Raw genomic sequence first — 16963 nt, forward strand, 5'->3', positions numbered from 1 at the left:
CATGTCCGTCATCCCCCCGCCCGAGAAGCTGCGCGTGACCCCGGACGCGATCGAGGAAGCGGCCAAGCTCCTCTACATCCGCGCGCTGAAGATCCTGCCCGACGACATCAAGCAGGGCTTCTTCCGCCTGGATGCGAGCGAGACGGACGGCCTCGCGCGCTCCGTCCTCGCCACGATGATCGAGAACATCGCCGTCGCTGAGCGCACCGAGAACCTGCTCTGCCAGGACACCGGCATCCCCATCTTCAACGTGCAGATCGGCCGCGACGTGGAGCTGGATGGCTGGGCGCTGAAGCAGGCCATCGCGCGCGGCACCGAGCGCGCGACGCGCGAGCACCCGCTGCGCAGTTCCGTGGTGCATCCCATCACGCGGGTGAACGCGCACACCTCCTGCGGGGCGCATGTGCCCGTCATCAACATTGATTTCGTGGAGACGCCGCGCACCCTGCGCCTCGAGATGATCCCGAAGGGCAGTGGCTCGGAGAACGGGTCCTTCCTGCAGATGCTGATCCCGGCGGATGGCCTCGCGGGCGTGAAGCGCTTCGTGGTGGATGCGGCGATCAAGGCGGGCGGCAAGGTCTGCCCGCCGACCATCCTGGGCGTGGGCGTGGGGGGCACGAGCGACCTGTGCATGCATCTCGCCAAGGTGGCGGCGACGCGGCCCCTCGGCTCGGTCTGCGCGGATGCGGAGGGGGCGAAGCTGGAGGTGGAGCTGAGCGAGGCGGTGAACTCGCTCGGCATCGGGCCGCAGGGGTTGGGCGGGGACAGCACCGCCTTCGCCGTGCATGTCGAGGTGGCGGCCACGCACATCACGATGAACCCGGTGGCGGTGAATGTGCAGTGCCATTCGGCGCGGCGCGCGAGCGCCACCTTCACGCCCGAGGGCGTGGTGATCGGATTCTAGGAGCGCGCATCATGGCCCACCACGTCCTCCACATGCCCTGCACCGAAGCCGACATCCGCAAGCTGCGCGCGGGCGATACGGTGACCTTGCAGGACACGCTCTTCGGCATCCGCGATGCGACGCAGATCCACATGTTCGACCGCGGCCGCCGCACGCGGTTCGACCTCAACGGCCATGCGGTGATCCACACCGCGCCGAACGTCCGCAAGGTGGACCCCTCCGGCACCAACCAGGCGGGCTATGAGGCCGTGTGCATCGGCACCACGACGAGCGACCGCATGGAGCGCTTCACGCGCCCGCTGATGGAGCGCGAGGGGGTCCGGATCATCATCGGCAAGGGCGGGCTGCGCGAGGAATCCGCGAAGGCCTTCCAGGAACTGGGCGGATGCTACCTCGCCGTCATCGGGGGGGCCGCGGCGCTGGAGACCACCTGGATCGCCGCCATCGAGGATGTGGACATGGATGACCTGAATCCCGAGAGCCTCTGGCGCTTCGCCATCAAGGATTTCGGGCCGCTCATCGTCGGCATGGACAGCCATGGCGGCAGCCTCTACCGCGACGTGCAGGCCAGCGTGGAAGCGCGGCGCGCCGCCGTCCTCGCCAAGCTCGGAGCCGGCTGATGGACCGCATCACGACCGACATCCTGGTGCTGGGCTCCGGCGGCGCCGGGCTGCTCGCGGCACTCCACGCCAAGTCCGCCAACCCCGAGCTCCGCGTCACCGTCGCGGTGAAGGGGCTGCTGGGGAAATCCGGCTGCACGCGCATGGTGCAGGGCGGCTACAATGTGGCCCTCGCCGCGGGGGATTCCGCGGAGCGCCATTTCATGGACACGCTGGATGGCGGGAAATGGCTGAATGACCAGGACCTGGCCTGGACGCTCGTCACCGTGGCGCAGCGCCGCATCCGTGAGCTGGAAAACCGTTGGGGCTGCTTCTTCGACCGCAACGCCGATGGCACCATCCACCAGAAGGCCTTCGCCGGGCAGACCTTCGACCGCACGGTCCACAAGGGCGACCTGACCGGCATCGAGATCATCAACCGCCTCGCCGAGCAGACCTGGGCGCGCGGGATCGAGCGGCTGGAGGAACACCGCGCCGTCTCGCTCATCCGCTCGCGCGATGGATCGCGGCTTGCGGGCGTTCTGCTGCTGAACATCCGCCGGGGCGGCTTCGTCTTCGTGCAGGCCAAGGCGGTGCTGCTGGGCACCGGCGGCGGGCCCACCATGTACAAGTATCACACGCCCTCGGGCGACAAGTCCTGCGACGGCATGGCGATGGCGCTGCGCGCGGGCCTCGCGCTGCGCGACATGGAGATGGTGCAGTTCCACCCGACCGGCGTGCTGGCCGGCCCCGGCACGCGGATGACAGGCACCATCATCGAGGAAGGGCTGCGCGGCGCCGGCGGCTATCTGCTGAATGGCGACGGCCAGCGCTTCATGCACAATTACGACCCGCGCGGCGAACGCGCCACGCGCGACATCGTCTCCCGCTCCATGGAGCGCGAGATCCAGGCGGGCCGCGTCAACGCCGAGGGCGGGCTCTGGATCGAGATGGGTCATCTTGGCCCCGCCAATGTGGCGAAGCAGTTCAAGGGCATGGTGGAACGCTGCGCCGATATGGGCTTCGACCTGGCCGGCGGGCGCGTGCCCGTGGTGCCGACGGCGCATTACATGATGGGCGGCGTGGTCTTCCGCGCCGATGGCAGCACCGAGCTGCCCGGCCTCTTCGCCGCGGGCGAGGACACGGGCGGCGTGCATGGCGCGAACCGCCTGGGCGGCAATGGGGTGGCCAATTCCACCGTCTTCGGCGGCATCGCGGGCGATGCGATGGCCGCCTGGGTGCCGAAGCACGGCGCGCTGGAAGCGCCTGACGAGGAGGCGCTGCGCGCAGCGCAGGATGCGGCGCTGGCCCCCTTCGGCAAGCCCGCTCGCCCGCTCAACCCTTTGCGCGACGCGCTGGCGGAACTCATGTGGGACAAGGCCGGCATCCTGCGCGATGCGAAGGGCCTGGCCGAGGCGGCATCGGGGCTCGATGCCATCGAGGCCGAGTTGCGCGCATCCGGCGTGAAGGATGGCGCGCGGGGCTTCAACCTCTCCTGGGCGGATTGGCTGAACCTGGAAAGCCTGGTGCTGACCAGCCGCGCCATCGTCGCCGCCGCCGAGGCGCGCTGCGAAAGCCGCGGCGCGCATTGGCGCGAGGATTTCCCGCAGACGGACGAGGATGCGAAGGGCCTGAGCCACACGGTCGTGACGCTGGAGGCGGGCCGCGTGAAGCTCGACTGGCGCGCGGTGCAATTCACGCGCCTCAAGCCCGGCGAGAGCCTGCTGGCAGCCGCCGCGGAGTAGGCGTTAAGGGTTTCTCAAGCAGGGGCGGCGCAGTCTTGTGCCATGGTCCTGCACCCCTCATCCCCCTCGCCCGACGCGCTGCTCTTCGAGGCCCTGGTGAACAGCCGGCCCAGCCTGCCCCGCGAGGAGGCGGACCAGCTTGCCGATCTTGTCCTCCGCCTCGCCGGAGCCGTGCGGGAGACGACGGTGGCGCTGCGCGAGGCCTCGGCCTGCCTCGCCCGCCAGCAGGATGCGGAGCGCCTGCCCGAACTGCTCACCCGCGCCGAAGGCGCCTGCCGGGACCAGGCGGATTGCACGACGGCGCTGATCCAGCACCTGGCGCCCAGGCTGGCCGCCGCTTGAGGCCCTCAGGATCCTGGCCGCTGCATGAGGTCCTTGAGGCCCTGGCCGCCGCCTGACGGCGCTCAGGCGCTCTCGCGCGCCCGCCCTCCGGGCTTGTGCACCTTCACCGCGCTCTGCTCGGCCAGGATCTCGCCGATGCTCTGGCGCAGCAGCCGGATGTCACGGATGCGGCCGAAGCTGGGGCGGTGGAACAGCGCCACGTCGCGCATGTGTTGCCCGCCCGCGATGCGCCGATAGGCCACCATGTCATCCAGCAGCGCACCCACCTGGATGGCGAGCTGCGGCATGAAGGACACCCCGCTGCCGGCCGCGATCATCTGCCGCAGCGTCTCCAGGCTCGCCGCCTGCAATTCGGCCGAGCCCTCGCGCAGGCGCGACGGGCAGAGCTCCAGCGCCTGGTCGCGCAGGCAATGGCCCTCGGCCAGCAGGATCAGCTCCGGCACCGGGATGTCGTCGGGGTTCACCGCCTCCACCTGGGCCAGCGGGTGGTCCCGCGGGACGGCCAGCGCCAGCTCCTCGCGGAAGAGCGGCAGCTCCACCAATTCGCTGTCGCCGATCGGGCTGGTGGCGAGCAGCGCGTCCAGCTCTCCCTCCTCCAGCTGGCGCACGAGCACGCGGGTGTGGCCCTCGGTCAGCAGCAGCTTCAGCTCCGGGTAGCGGGCGCGCAGCGGCTTGAGCAGGAAGGGCACGAGATAGGGGCCGAGGGTGGAAATCACGCCCAGGCGCAACGTGCCGGTCAGCGGCTCGGCGCCGATGCGCACCACCTCGAACAGGCGCCGCGCCTCGCTGATGATGCGCTTGGCCTGGGCCACCACCTCCTCGCCGCGGCGAGTCACCAGCACGCCGCGCGGGCTGCGCTCGAAGATCTCGACGCCCAGGAACTCCTCCAGCTTGCGCAACTGGCCGGAGAGTGTCGGCTGGCTGACACCGCAGGCCTGGGCGGCACGGCCGAAATGCAGGTGCTCGGCTACCGCCGTGATGTATTCCAGGTCGCGCAGGCTCAATCCGGCGAGGTTCATGCGATTCCCCCAAGGGTGCTGGCCAGGGGCGCAGCATTCGCCAGGGAGGGCCGGGCCGCAAGTGCCGCTTGACGGGAGGGCCGCGCCGGGTGAGGCGTAACGCCCCGCCACCCGCCGACAGGACACCCCGCATGAGCGCCTTGCCGAGCTTTTCCGAGGCGCTGCGCGTCTGGGCGCGGATCGGCTGCCTTTCCTTCGGCGGGCCCGCCGCGCAGATCGCGATGATGCAGCGCGAGGTGGTGGATGAGCGCCATTGGGTGAGCGACCGGCGATTCCTGCACGCGCTGAACTTCTGCATGCTGCTGCCGGGGCCGGAGGCCATGCAACTCGCCACCTATCTCGGCTGGCTGATGCACGGGGTGAAGGGCGGTATCGCGGCGGGCCTGCTCTTCGTGCTGCCGGGGGCGCTGGTGATGCTGGCGCTCTCCTTCATCTACGCCATCCTGGGTGACGTGCCGCTGATCGCGGGCCTGTTCTTCGGGCTGAAATGCGCGGTGCTGATCCTGGTCGTGGAGGCGCTGATCAAGGTGGCGAAGCGCGCGCTGAAGGGCGCCCTGCCCTGGGCGCTGGCCATCGCGGCCTTCCTCGCCCTCTTCGTGCTGGCGCTGCCCTTCCCCGTCGTCGTGCTGGCGGCCGCCGCCATCGGCTATGCCCTGCCCCAGGCCTTCGCGGCCGGCGTGCATGGCAAGCCGCGCGAGGGCGGGCCGGCCGCGCTCGATGCGGCGCTGGCCGCGGATCCGGGCCGCATCGCCGCCATGGCGCCGCTGGCGCGCCGGGCGGGGCTGGTGGCGCTGGCCCTCTGGCTCTGGCCGGTCGCACTTCTCATGCCGGTGGGCGGCGTCTTCGCCGATATCGGCTGGTTCTTCTCGAAGATGGCGGTGGTCACCTTCGGTGGCGCCTATGCGGTGCTCGCCTATGTGGCGCAGGAGGCGGTGGAGCATTACCGCTGGCTCTCGGCCCCCGAGATGCTGGCGGGCCTCGGCCTTGCCGAGACCACGCCGGGGCCGCTCATCCTCGTGCTGCAATTCGTGGGCTTTCTCGCCGGCTGGCGGGATTCGGGCGCGCTGGGCGCCGTGGCGGGGGCCGGGCTCACGCTCTGGGTGACCTTCCTGCCCTGCTTCGCCTGGATCTTCCTGGGCGCGCCCTATATCGAGAAGCTGCATGACATGGCGCGCCTCAAGGGCGCGCTGGCGGGGGTGACCGCGGCCGTCGTGGGCGTCATTGCCAACCTGGCGCTCTGGTTCTCGCTGCGTGTTCTCTTCGCGCGGATGGAGGGCATCTGGCCCGACCCTTGGAGCCTTCAGCCGGCGGCGCTGCTGCTCACCGTGCTGGCGGGCATCTGCCTCTTCCGCCTCAAGCTCGGCGTGGTGACGGTGCTGGGGGTCACGGCGGGTGCGGGTCTGGTGCTGCGCCTGGTCGGGCTTGGCTGAGGCCGAGCGCGAAGACGCGCAAACGGCTCGCCAACGGCTGATCCGCCTCGGTGCGGGCCGCGTCCTGCTCGGCCACCAGCGCGGCGAGCGTGACGCCGCGCCGCGCGGCCTCGCCCTCCAGCACCGCCCAGAATTCCCGCTCCAGCGCGATGGAGGTGGCGTGGCCGGCGAGGCGCAGGCTGCGCTTGAGCAGGTGGCGCATGGTCAGGCGGGCTTCAGCATCGCCTCAGGCCGCACCCAGGCGTCGAACTCCTCCGCCGCCACGCCCTGGCGCAGCGCCGCCTCGCGCAGCGTCAGGTCCTCATGCAAGGCGAGCTTGGCGATGGCGACGGCCTTGTCATAGCCAAGATGCGGGTTCAGCGCGGTCGCCAGCATCAGCGACTTGGCGAGGTTCTCGGCGAGGCGCGGCAGGTTGGGTGCCAGCTTCGCCACCATGTTCCGGGCGAAGCTCTCAGCCGCATCGGCGAGCAGCAGGGCCGATTGCAGCACGGCCTGGATGATGACGGGCTTGTAGGTGTTCAGCTCCAGATGGCCCTGGCTCGCGCCGATGGTGACCGTCACCTGGTTGCCCATCACCTGCGCGCAGACCATGGCCAGCGCCTCGCATTGGGTCGGGTTGGTCTTGCCCGGCATGATGCTGCTGGAGAGCCCCTCCTCCGGCAGGATCAGTTCGGCGAGGCCCGCGCGCGGGCCGCTGCCCAGCAGCCGCACGTCGTTCGCGATCTTCATGAGCGAGGCGGCGACGGTGTTCATGGCACCATGCAGCTCCAGCAGCGCGTCATGTGCCGCCATGCCCTCCGACTTGTCGGGGTTCGGGGTGAAGGGCAGGCCGATGCGCGTGCCGACCACCTCGCAGAACACCGTGTCGAACTCCGGGTGGCGGTTGAGGCCGGTGCCGGCCGCCGTGCCGCCCTGGGGCAGTTGCAGCAGGCGCGGCATGCAGGCTTCCAGCCGCGCCACGCCATGCATCACCTGGCGCGCGTAGGTGATGAATTCGCCGCCGAGCGTCACCGGCACCGCATCCATCAGGTGGGTGCGGCCGATCTTGATGATGCCCTCCCATTCCTCCGCGCGGTCGTTCAGCGCGGTCGCCAGCGTCTCCAGCGCGGGCCTGAGGCGGAACTGCACCGCCTGCGCGGCGGCGAGGTGCATCACCGTCGGGAAGCTGTCATTGGAGGACTGGCCGAGGTTCACATGGTCATTCGGATGCACCGGCTCGCGCGCGCCGAGCGGCTGGCCGAGCAGCTGGTTCGCGCGGTTCGCGATCACCTCGTTCGCGTTCATGTTGGTCTGCGTGCCGGAGCCCGTCTGCCAGATGGTGAGCGGAAACTCCTCGTCCCGCGCGCCCTGGATGATCTCGTTCGCCGCCTGGCGGATCGGGTCGGCCAGGTGCAGCGGCAATTCGCCAAGCCGCGCATTGGCCTCGGCCGCCGCCCATTTCTGCTGGCCCATGGCGCGGATGAGCAGCGGCGGGAAACGCTCGCTGCCGATGGCGAAGAGCGCGCGCGCGCGCTCGGTCTGCGGGCCCCAGAGGCGGTCGGCCGGGATTTCGATGCTGCCGAGGCTGTCGGTTTCGGTGCGCATGAGGGTCTCTCCTTGAGGGGCGTCGCCCCTCAAACGCCGCGCCAGGGCATCGGTTTCCTGGGCCCTCAATCGCTGTAGGTCGAAATCTCGATGAGGTTCTGGTCGGGGTCGCGGCAATAGACGGAGGTGATGGGGCCGAGCGCGCCGTCCTTCGGCACGGGCCCCTGCTCGACCGCGACGCCGCAACGGTGCAGATGCTCCACCACCTGCGGCGCGCTGACAGTGACGATGAAGCAGAGATCCTGCCCGCCCGGCGCCGTCGCGGGGCCGGACCACCATTCGGCCTGCGTGGCCTCCACCGGGCGCAGATTGATCTTCTGGCCGCCGAAGCGCAGCGAGGTGCGGCGATGCGGCCCGAACTCCGCCCGCTCCATCCCCAGCACGCGCTGGTACCAGGCGGCGCTGATCTCCACATCCTTCACGGTGATGACGAGGTGATCCAGGCGGTCCACGGAAAAGCGCATGGGCTCAGGCCTTCTTCTGGCGGCGGGCGGTGACTTCGATCTCGATGCGCATCGCATCCGTCTGCAGGCCGGCATGGATGAGCGTGGAGGTGGGGCGGGCCTTGCCGAGGTGCTTCTTGATGACGGGCCAGCAGGGCTCCCAATCCTCGCGGCGGGGCACGATGAACATGACGCGCACCACATCGTCCAGCGTGGCATCGGCTTTGGCCAGGGCTTCCGCGATGTTGCGGAAGGTCTGGTCGCATTGGGCGGCCACGTCATCCACGATGGTCATGGTCTTGTAGTCGTAGCCGGTCGTGCCGGAGACCCAGATGTCGTCGCCATCCACGACGGCGCGGGAATAGCCGATTTCCTCTTCGAAGCGGGAACCGGAGGAGAGACGGATGCGGGTCATGGCCGGTGTCCTGTGAGGATGAGTTGGCCCGAGGGCGAGAGCGCGCCGGGCGAATGGAACCAGATGATCTCGGCGATGAAGAGATCGGCCGTGCCATCGGGCAGGCGCACGCGCAGGCGATGGCCGATTGCGGGGACGCCGTCCAGCTCCGCCATCTCGTCCGAGAGCGGGCCGAGGCCCGGCTCGCGCAGCGCGATGAGGAAGCGGAAGCCCGTCACGCGCAGCGCTCGGGGCGGTGCTTCCGCTCGGTGCTGGCCGGGTGCTTCGCCAGCATGGCGGGCGGGCGGATGGGCCGCGGCACGAGGTTGCCCTGGCAATTCGGGCACGTCATGCCGAGCTTGGTCTCGGCGCAGTCGCGGCACCAGGTGCACTCATAGGTGCAGATGAGGGCGAGCGGGCTCTCCGGTGGCAGGTCGCGATCGCAGCATTCGCAATTGGGCCGGAGGGCGAGCATCATTCAAGCCCTTCGTAGAAGTCGTTGCCCTTGTCATCCACCACGATGAAGGCGGGGAAGTCTTCGACCTCGATCTTCCAGATCGCCTCCATGCCCAGCTCCGGATACTCCAGGACCTCGACCTTCTTGATGCAATCCTGCGCGAGCCGCGCGGCCGGGCCGCCGACGGAGCCCAGGTAGAAGCCACCATAGGTCTTGCAGGCGTTCAGGACGGCCTTGGAGCGGTTGCCCTTGGCGAGCATCACGAGGCTGCCGCCCGCCTTCTGGAAGGCCTCCACATAGCTGTCCATGCGGCCGGCCGTGGTGGGGCCGAAGCTGCCGGTCGCCATGCCGTCCGGCGTCTTGGCGGGGCCGGCGTAGTAGATCGGGTGGTCCTTGATGTATTGCGGCAGCCCCTGCCCCGCATCCAGCCGCTCCTGCAGCTTCGCATGCGCGATGTCGCGGCCCACCACGATGGTGCCAGTGAGCGAGACGCGGGTCTTCACGGGGTACTTCGTCAGCGTCGCGCGGATCTGGTCCATGGGCTGGTTGAGGTCGATCTTCACGACCTCGCCGCCCAGGATGTCATCCGTGTGTTCGGGCAGGTAATGCGCGGGGTCGGTCTCGAGCTGCTCGAGGAAGATGCCCTCCGGCGTGATCTTCGCCTTGATCTGGCGGTCCGCCGAGCAGGAGACGCCGATGCCGATGGGCAGCGAGGCGCCGTGCCGCGCCATGCGGATCACGCGCACATCGTGGCAGAAATACTTGCCGCCGAACTGCGCGCCGATGCCGAGATTCTGCGTGAGCTTGTGGATCTCGGCTTCCAGCTCATGGTCGCGGATGGCGTGGCCGGACTTGTCGCCGCGGCCAGGCAGCCCATCCAGCCACTTGGTGCTGCCGAGCTTCACCGCCTTCAGGTTCAGCTCCGCACTCGTGCCGCCGATGACGACCGAGAGGTGATAGGGCGGGCAGGCGGAGGTGCCGAGCGTCTTCACCTTCTCCTCGATGAAGGCGAGCAGCTTCTGCCTGTTCAGCACCGCGCGCGTCTGCTGATAGAGGAAGGTCTTGTTGGCCGAGCCGCCGCCCTTGAGGATGAACATCAGGTGGAACTCGTCGGCATGGTGCTCACCCGGGGCGGCCATGATGGAGAATTCCACCGGCATGTTGTTGCCGCTGTTCACCTCCTCATACATCGAGATCGGCGCCATCATCGAATAGCGCAGGTTGGTCTCGGTGTAGGTGCGCGCCACGCCGTAGCTCAGCGCCTCCTCCTCATCGCCCTCGACCCAGACGCGCTGGCCCTTCTTGCCGAAGACGATGGCGGTGCCGGTATCCTGGCACATGGGCAGCACGCCGCCCGCCGCGATGTTCGCGTTCTTCAGCAGGTCGAGCGCGACGAAGCGGTCATTCGCGCTCGCCTCGGGGTCCTTCAGGATATTGGCGAGCTGCTGGAGATGCGCGGGGCGCAGCAGGTGCGACACGTCATGGCAGGCCACGCGCGCCAGTTCCACCAGCGCCTCAGGCTTCACCTTGAGGACTTTCTTGCCCTCAACCTCGATGGTGGAGACGCCCGGGATATCCAGCTTGCGGTAGGGCGTCGTGTCCTCGGCCAGCGGGAACATGGTGCTGAAGGCGAAGCCCGGCGGGCGGGCGGGGGTGGCGTGATCAGCATCAAGCGGCATGGCGGCCTCGGCATCCTGTTGTTGCCGAATCCATAGCGCGCGCGGGTGCCCGCGTCATCCCGCCCAAAGGGTGACCTGGCTAATCCCGCTTGCGGCGGAAGGCGTCCAGGCTGACGACCTGCGGCGTCTCGGCCGGCGCGGCGGGCGGCGGCTCTGGCTCGGGCGCGGCCTCGGGAACGGGCTCCGCCTCGTCCGGCTCGAAGCGCAGGCCGAAATTGGCGTGCGGGTCCTGGAAGGCGGTCAGCGCGCCGAAGGGCACGGAGAGCACCGAGGGCACACCCGAGAAGGAGAGGCCGACCGAGAAGCGCTCGGCCACGCGGTCCACCATCAGATCCCAGAAGCGGTGCTGCAGCACGATCGTCATCTCATGCGGGTAGCGCGACTTGAGATGCGCCGGGATCTGCGTACCCGGATGGTCGGTGCGGAAGGAGATGTAGAAGTGATGTTCGCCGGGCAGGCCCTCGCGGGCCGCGAATTCCAGCGCGTCCACCGCCACGCCGCGCAATGCGCGGGCGGCCCAGCTCTCATAGGGGATTTGGCTCTCGGGGGTGCTCATGGGGGTGTTGTGCGGGGTCCTGTCTCTCGGGCCACCATATGGCGGTGCGACGCTTTGGGGAAGGAAGCGAAGGGTCCAGCCCTATCCCCTCGCCCGCAAGGCGCGCCAGACCTCGCGCAGCCCCGCCGCCTGCTGGGCCAGCCAGCCGCCCGCGACATAGGCGCGCGGCGCGCCGGGATCGCCCGTGCGGGGATAGGCGGCGCGGTTGAAATCCGCCGTGCCGAACATCCAGTCCCAGACCGGCAGCAGCACGCCGTAGTTCTTGCCCGCCTGCCCCACGCTCAGCACGCCGTGATGCAGGCGGTGGAAGCGCGGGCTGACCAGCAGCCGCTCGCCCACCCGCCCGAAATCGAGGCGCACATTGGCGTGGCTGAGGCTCTCGGCCAGGCGCAGCACCAGCAGGATGATGGGGAACTGGCCGGGCGGCACGCCGATCAGCACGGCGATGATGCCGAACCAGGCGGCGGCGATCACGTCATCCAGCACGTGGTTGCGGTCATCCGTCCAGAAGGTCATCTGCGTCTGGGCGTGATGGATGGAATGCAGCGCCCACCACCAGCCAAACTGGTGCTGGAAGCGGTGGCGCCAGTATTCCGCGAAATCCAGGATGACGATGTAGCAGGCCAGCGCCACCAGCGGCCATTCGCGCAGCCAGGGCAGGAAGGTCTCGAGCGTGGGCGGCACGAAGCCGCTATCGGCGATCCAGCCCTCGATCCGGGCGGAGGCGGCGAAGAAGAGGATGAAGCCCAGCATGGGCAGGATGCCGAGGCGGGTGAGCAGCGTGTAGGTCACGTCGGTCCAGACGCGGCGCTGGCTCTCCCAATGCTCGACGGGGCGCCAGCGCTCCAGCGGCAGGCAGACGGCGGCGACGACCATCACCTGGATCACGCCGAAGATGAAGAAGTCCATCCAGTGGAAGGCCTCGTCGGCCCAGTCCATCAGGCCCAGCTCATACATCAGGGGCTGGAGCAGGGCCTCGAAGAGCCATCCGGTGAGGCGGTCATAGGCGTCACTGATCATCGGGCTATGCCCTCGGGCGGCAGGGGCGCGAAGCAGAAGCCACGCTCCAGCAGGCCGGTGAGAAGCTGGTCGAAGACGAGGCCGAAGGGCTCGCGGCGGGAGCGCACGCCCCAATGCATCACCAGCACCTCGCCCGCGCGGATGCGGCTCAGGTTCTGCCGCAGCAGCGCGGCATTGGGATGCGCGTCGGATGCGAGTTCGTCGCCCAGGAAGCCATTGGCGGTCCAACCCTGGTGGCGCAGGCCGCAGGCTTGCGCCATGCGGACCGCGCCCGGCGTGACGATGCCGCCCGGCGCCCGCCAGAGCGGCAGCACCTGTGCCTCGGGCACCATGGCGCGCAGCGCCTCGATCGGGCGCGCCAGTTCGGCGCAGAGGCCGGCCTGGTCCAGCACCTCATGCCCCTCGTTCCGGCGGGAGGCATAGGTGACGCGGCCTGGCGCGGGATCGCCGCGGAAATACCAGTGCCGCCAGGTGTGGCTCGCGAAGACATGCCCCTCCGCCGCCCGCGCCCGCCAGAAGGGCGCCCAGGCCGGGTCGAGGTTGCGGTCGCCGCGATGCGTCGGCTCATTGGCGATGAAGAGCGTGGCGCGGACGCCGTGCCGCGCCATGCTGGCCGCGATCACCTCCGCCTCGCGCGACCAGCCGGTGTCGATCGTCAGGTAGAGCGTGCCGGCGCAGGCGCGCGCGATGGGCGGGCGGGCCAGCTGCGCGGCGGCGGGGCTCGCGGCGGAGGCGGCGGCGCCCAGCCCGAGGACACGGCGCGTGATCATGATCAGCGCAGCGAGGGCCGAGCCGGGTAGCTGGCCGGATGGCCCGCATTGACGCGCACCGCCATCTCGCCCCCCGGCAGCGGCGCGGCCCCCGCGATGGGCGGCGGTGCGGCGCGGGTGATGGTGCCGCCGCCCACCACGGGCTGAGGCATGGGCCGGCTGCCGCTGACCGCCCCCGGTGCGGCGAAGGCGAAATCGGCGCCGAGGCCGGGGCGGCGCGGCATCACGAAGATGCCATGCGGGCTGCGTCCCACGCGGATCTGCGCCTGCTCGCCCGTCGCGGGGTCAAGCACCAGGACGCGGCCGATCCAGCGCAGCGTGGCATAGATGCGGCCATCGGAATCAAAGGCGATGCAGTCCGGCCCGCCCGGCACCTCGAAGACGCGGCGGACTTCCAGCGTCGCCGCATCCACCTCGGCGATCCGGCTGTCCACGCGGGAGGTGGCGTAGAGGAAACGGCCATCCGGCGAGGGGAAGACATTGTGCGCGCCACGGCCGACGGTGAAGGCGGGGCGCACCTCGCGCGTCTCGGGGTCGAGCGAGACGAAATCGGTGCGGCCCATCAGCCCGATCAGGAGGCGCCCGCGATGCCAGATGATGCCGGCCGGCTCCGGCCCCACATCCTGGATCCAGAGGGTCGCGCGCGTCGCCATGTCCACCGCCGCCACCTGCCCCGTGCCCTGCAGCGTGACGTAGACGAAGCGGCTGTCGGGGCTGAAGGCGATGTGGCTCGGCTTGTCCGGCTGGCGGAAGCGATGGATCAGCGAGAGCGTGGCCGCGTCATAGATGTCGATCTGATCCCGCCGCAGCGAGGCGATGACGAGGTAGCGCCCATCCGGGCTGTATTCGAGGTGATAGGGGTTGCTGATCCGCTCCCGCCGGCGGATCTCGCCGGTCTGCGGATCGAGGAAGAAGAGCTCGTTCCCGCCGCTGTCGCCCACCACCAGGTCGCGCCCGTCGGGGCTGACGACCAGGTGATGCGCCTCGCGCAGCAGCGGGATGCGGCGCGTCTCGGTCCGCGTCGTGGCATCCAGCACCGACATGGACGCATCGGCGGAGTTGATCACGAAGACCGTATCGGCGCGCGCGGCCGGCGGGGCACTGAGCGTGGCGGTCAGGAGAAGCAGCAATACGGCGCGCCACATGGCAGCGGGGCTTTCGAGCCTGGAGGTTACAGTCTCATTTAGCCCATGAAATCTGAAGATTTCAAGACGATAGCGCGATCGTGCAAGAATTACTCCGGTTTGAAATGCAGCGAAACACCATTCATGCAGTAGCGCAGCCCGGTGGGCTCCGGCCCGTCCGGGAAGACATGGCCGAGATGGCCACCACAGGCGGCGCAATGCACCTCCGTGCGGCGCATGAAGAAGCTGTTGTCCTCGCTCTCGCCGACATTGCCCGCGATCGGGCTGGTGAAGGAGGGCCAGCCCGTGCCGCTCTCGAACTTGGCCTCGGCGTCGAACAGCGGCGTGTCGCAGCCCGCGCAGTGATAGACGCCGGCCCGCTTCTCGGCGTTGAGCGGCGAGGTGCCGGCCCGCTCCGTGCCATGCTCGCGCAGCACCTTGTAGGCGGCGGGCGAGAGGGCGGCGCGCCACTCCGCCTCGCTGCGCTGGATCGGGAAATCGGTGGTCTGGGTCTTCTTGCCGAAGAACATGGCTCAGGCCCCCACCCGGCTGAGACGTGCCGCGAAGGTCTTGCGGAACTTGCTCACCTTTGGCGCGATCACGGCGCGGCAATAGCCGGACCAGGGGTTGAGCGCGAAGTAGTTCTGGTGCTCGGGCTCGGCCGCGTAGAAGGCGCCGGCGGGCTCCAGCTCGGTCACCAGCGGCGCGCCCCAGATGCCGGCCGCCGTCACCTCGGCCATGACGGCACGCGCGACGGCCATCTGCTCGGGCGTCTCGGCCAGGATGATGGAGCGGTATTGCGGGCCGACATCGGCGCCCTGGCGGTCCTTCGTGGTCGGGTCGTGCAGGGTGAAGAACATCCGCAGCAGGTCGGCATAGGTGACGATGGCGGGGTCGAAGCCGATCCGCACCACCTCGGCATGGCCGGTCTTCTTGCCGCAGACCTGCTCATAGGTCGGGTTCACCACATGGCCGCCGGCATAGCCGCTGACGACCTCCGTGACGCCCGCCACATCCCGGTAGGCGGCGTCGAGGCACCAGAAGCAGCCCCCGCCCAAGGTCGCATATTCCCTGGTCGCATGTTCCATCACCCGGTCCTCCCTGTTCCACGCCACACATAGGGCGGGACTCCCGCTTCCAGAAGATGCGGGGTGTTGCGGGGTTCGCCGGGATGCCCGCGGAGGTTACGAACTCAGCCCTGGCGCTGCCGGGCGGCCAGCGCCGAGACCTCCTCGCGCAGGAAGCGGCCCGAGGCGTCCAGCTCGCCGGCCAGGCCACGCAATTCGCGGGCGGCGGCGTCCGTCTCGGCCACCTCGCCGCTCAGCGCATGGGCGCCGCCCGAGACGATGTCGGTCGCGGCGGCCGCCTGCGCCACGCCGCGCGCGATCTCGCGCGTCGCCTCGCCCTGCTGGGCCATGCCATCGGCGATGGCGGCCGAGATCGCGTGCAGCTCCTGGATGGTCTGGCCGATGCCGGCGATGGCCTGGGCCGCGCCCTCCGTCGTCGTCTGGATGGCGCCGATCTGGCTCGCGATCTCCTCCGTCGCCTTGCCGGTCTGCAGGGCGAGGCTCTTCACCTCGCCCGCCACCACGGCAAAGCCCTTGCCCGCCTCCCCGGCCCGCGCCGCCTCGATCGTGGCGTTGAGGGCGAGCAGGTTGGTCTGCGCGGCGATGGTCTCGATCAGGCGCACCACCTCGCCGATGCGCTGGGCGGCGGTGGACAGGCCGCGCACCGTCGCATCGGTCTGCTGCGCCTGGGTCAGCGCGCGGTCGGCGATGCCGGAGGCGTCGGTCACCTGCCGGGTGATCTCGGCGATGGAGCCGGCCAGTTCCTCGGCCGCCGCGGCCACCGCCTGGACATTGGCCGTCGCCTCCTCCGAGCCGTGGCCGAGCTTGCGCGCCTCGCCCGTCGCGCGCTCGGCGAGATCGGAGAGGCGGCTGGCGGCGGCGAGCGTGAGGGAGGCGCGCTCGTTCAGCTTGGCCGAGGCCTCGGCCAGCGCGGCCTCCAGGGCGGCGGCATTGGCGAGCGCCGCCTCACGCCGCATGAGTTCGGTGCGCCCGCGCTCGGCCTCGGCCTCCTCGCGCGCGGTGCGGGTCTCGAGGCGCGAAAGGCGGAGCGTCTCGATCGCCTGCGCCATGGCGCCGATCTCGTCGCGGCGGGCGAGGTGCGGCACGGCGGTATCGAGTTCGCCCGCGGTGACGCGGCCCACGCTGGCGCCGAGCTCGCCCATCGGGCGCAGCAGGCGGCGGATCATCCACCAGCCGGCCAGGCCCACCACCAGCAGCGCGACCAGCCCCGCCGCCAGCCCGTCACGGATCAGCGTGGCCTCGGTCGCGGCGAGCGCGGCCAGCGACTGGCCGGCGAAGAGCAGGCCCAGCTGCCGGCCCGAGGCATCGCGGATCGGCTGGTAGATGGTGAGGTGGTTGGTGCCGAGGATCACATTCTCGCCCCGGTAGGTCCGCCCCTCGGTGATCGCGGCGGTATAGGCCGGCCCGGCGGCGAGGCGCGTGCCGGTGGCGCGCGTGCCGTCGGGCCGCACCACGCTGGTCGCGACCCGCTCATCCCCCTTGAAGATGGTGGCGACGCCGCCGCCCGCGCGGGAGACCATGTCCACGATGGCATTGGCGCCATCCAGCATGAGATCGCCGCGGGCGAGCTGCCCCGTCTCGGTCAGGCGCCAGGGCGCGCCGCCCGAGAGCCGGGCCGTCACGGCCTCCAGCAGCTGGAGGTCGCGCTCCAGCCGCTGCTCCAGCCGCGCCGTCTCCGCCGCGTGGAAGCGCTGGAAGGACCAGGCCTGCAGGCCGAGCACGGCCAGGGCGATGGCGAGAAGCCCCACGCCCGCGATGCGGGTGGCAAGGCTGAGTGCGGCGAGGCGCTGGAGGACGTTCTTCATCCAG

The 16963-nt window shown here is 70.1% G+C and carries 20 protein-coding genes; 5 read left to right on the forward strand and 15 right to left on the reverse strand.

The annotated features are described in order from the left end of the window. Position 1 precedes the first annotated feature (1 nt). Genes R9Z33_RS15125 through R9Z33_RS15140 form a run of 4 tightly spaced genes read left to right on the forward strand, consistent with a single transcriptional unit; the run spans position 2 to position 3590 of the window. Positions 2-904, forward strand: a complete 903-nt coding sequence (locus tag R9Z33_RS15125; protein ID WP_318647409.1) for a fumarate hydratase — start codon at positions 2-4, stop codon at positions 902-904. Positions 905-915: 11 nt separating this feature from the next. Next, positions 916-1524 carry a fumarate hydratase C-terminal domain-containing protein gene (locus R9Z33_RS15130; protein ID WP_318647410.1) on the forward strand — a complete coding sequence of 203 codons (609 nt, stop codon included), beginning with the start codon at positions 916-918 and terminating at the stop codon, positions 1522-1524. Continuing rightward, on the forward strand, positions 1524-3248 hold the full coding sequence (locus R9Z33_RS15135; RefSeq protein WP_318647411.1) for an L-aspartate oxidase: 1725 nt from the start codon (positions 1524-1526) through the stop codon (positions 3246-3248). The genes R9Z33_RS15130 and R9Z33_RS15135 overlap by 1 nt, the downstream gene beginning before the upstream one ends. Positions 3249-3290: 42 nt before the next feature. After that, entirely contained in the window at positions 3291-3590 is a 300-nt protein-coding gene (locus R9Z33_RS15140; RefSeq protein ID WP_318647412.1) for a hypothetical protein, read from the forward strand. Between the two features lie 62 nt (positions 3591-3652). On the opposite strand, the gene R9Z33_RS15145 is transcribed toward R9Z33_RS15140, so the two are convergent. After that, positions 3653-4609 carry a LysR substrate-binding domain-containing protein gene (locus R9Z33_RS15145; protein ID WP_318647413.1) on the reverse strand — a complete coding sequence of 319 codons (957 nt, stop codon included), beginning with the start codon at positions 4607-4609 and terminating at the stop codon, positions 3653-3655. Between the two features lie 131 nt (positions 4610-4740). On the opposite strand from R9Z33_RS15145, the gene chrA reads away from it, so the two are divergent. Further along, on the forward strand, positions 4741-6039 hold the full coding sequence (chrA, locus tag R9Z33_RS15150; protein WP_318647414.1) for a chromate efflux transporter: 1299 nt from the start codon (positions 4741-4743) through the stop codon (positions 6037-6039). On the opposite strand, the gene R9Z33_RS15155 is transcribed toward chrA, so the two are convergent. The 14 genes from R9Z33_RS15155 to R9Z33_RS15220 form a co-directional block, all read right to left on the reverse strand. Further along, a complete protein-coding gene (locus R9Z33_RS15155) occupies positions 5993-6241 on the reverse strand; it encodes a ribbon-helix-helix domain-containing protein (protein WP_318647415.1) in 249 nt (82 codons plus the stop codon). The two genes, chrA and R9Z33_RS15155, sit on opposite strands and share 47 nt — an antisense overlap. A 2-nt stretch (positions 6242-6243) precedes the next feature. After that, entirely contained in the window at positions 6244-7623 is a 1380-nt protein-coding gene (locus tag R9Z33_RS15160; RefSeq protein ID WP_318647416.1) for a class II fumarate hydratase, read from the reverse strand. A 65-nt stretch (positions 7624-7688) separates the two neighbouring features. Continuing rightward, on the reverse strand, positions 7689-8087 hold the full coding sequence (locus R9Z33_RS15165) for a VOC family protein (protein WP_318647417.1): 399 nt from the start codon (positions 8085-8087) through the stop codon (positions 7689-7691). 4 nt (positions 8088-8091) lie between these two features. After that, positions 8092-8481, reverse strand: coding sequence for a RidA family protein (locus R9Z33_RS15170; protein WP_318647418.1), 390 nt, complete (start codon positions 8479-8481; stop codon positions 8092-8094). Next, a complete protein-coding gene (locus R9Z33_RS15175) occupies positions 8478-8699 on the reverse strand; it encodes a hypothetical protein (RefSeq protein ID WP_318647419.1) in 222 nt (73 codons plus the stop codon). Before R9Z33_RS15175 ends, R9Z33_RS15170 begins: the two co-directional genes overlap by 4 nt. Beyond that, entirely contained in the window at positions 8696-8938 is a 243-nt protein-coding gene (locus R9Z33_RS15180) for a DUF1272 domain-containing protein (protein WP_318647420.1), read from the reverse strand. Before R9Z33_RS15180 ends, R9Z33_RS15175 begins: the two co-directional genes overlap by 4 nt. Continuing rightward, complete coding sequence (locus R9Z33_RS15185) at positions 8935-10596, reverse strand: fumarate hydratase (RefSeq protein ID WP_318647421.1); 1662 nt, start codon at positions 10594-10596, stop codon at positions 8935-8937. Before R9Z33_RS15185 ends, R9Z33_RS15180 begins: the two co-directional genes overlap by 4 nt. A gap of 79 nt (positions 10597-10675) precedes the next feature. Then, the gene (locus R9Z33_RS15190) at positions 10676-11152 is read right to left on the reverse strand and encodes an SspB family protein (RefSeq protein ID WP_318647422.1); all 477 of its coding nucleotides are present in this window, start codon (positions 11150-11152) and stop codon (positions 10676-10678) included. 81 nt (positions 11153-11233) lie between these two features. After that, on the reverse strand, positions 11234-12172 hold the full coding sequence (locus tag R9Z33_RS15195; RefSeq protein ID WP_318647423.1) for a sterol desaturase family protein: 939 nt from the start codon (positions 12170-12172) through the stop codon (positions 11234-11236). Further along, positions 12169-12942 (reverse strand): polysaccharide deacetylase family protein, encoded by a 774-nt coding sequence (locus tag R9Z33_RS15200; protein WP_318647424.1) that lies wholly within the window; start codon positions 12940-12942, stop codon positions 12169-12171. Before R9Z33_RS15200 ends, R9Z33_RS15195 begins: the two co-directional genes overlap by 4 nt. A gap of 2 nt (positions 12943-12944) precedes the next feature. Beyond that, positions 12945-14072 carry a YncE family protein gene (locus R9Z33_RS15205; protein WP_318647425.1) on the reverse strand — a complete coding sequence of 376 codons (1128 nt, stop codon included), beginning with the start codon at positions 14070-14072 and terminating at the stop codon, positions 12945-12947. A 104-nt stretch (positions 14073-14176) separates the two neighbouring features. Next, positions 14177-14596 (reverse strand): peptide-methionine (R)-S-oxide reductase MsrB, encoded by a 420-nt coding sequence (gene msrB, locus R9Z33_RS15210; protein ID WP_318647426.1) that lies wholly within the window; start codon positions 14594-14596, stop codon positions 14177-14179. Positions 14597-14599: 3 nt separating this feature from the next. After that, positions 14600-15154: a peptide-methionine (S)-S-oxide reductase MsrA gene (gene msrA / locus R9Z33_RS15215; RefSeq protein ID WP_318647427.1), complete on the reverse strand. Its 555-nt coding sequence runs from the start codon at positions 15152-15154 to the stop codon at positions 14600-14602. A 104-nt stretch (positions 15155-15258) separates the two neighbouring features. After that, positions 15259-16959, reverse strand: a complete 1701-nt coding sequence (locus R9Z33_RS15220; RefSeq protein ID WP_318647428.1) for a methyl-accepting chemotaxis protein — start codon at positions 16957-16959, stop codon at positions 15259-15261. Positions 16960-16963: the final 4 nt, after the last annotated feature.

Origin of the sequence: Sediminicoccus rosea (assembly GCF_033547095.1) — a bacterium.
Lineage (GTDB): Bacteria > Pseudomonadota > Alphaproteobacteria > Acetobacterales > Acetobacteraceae > Roseococcus > Roseococcus rosea.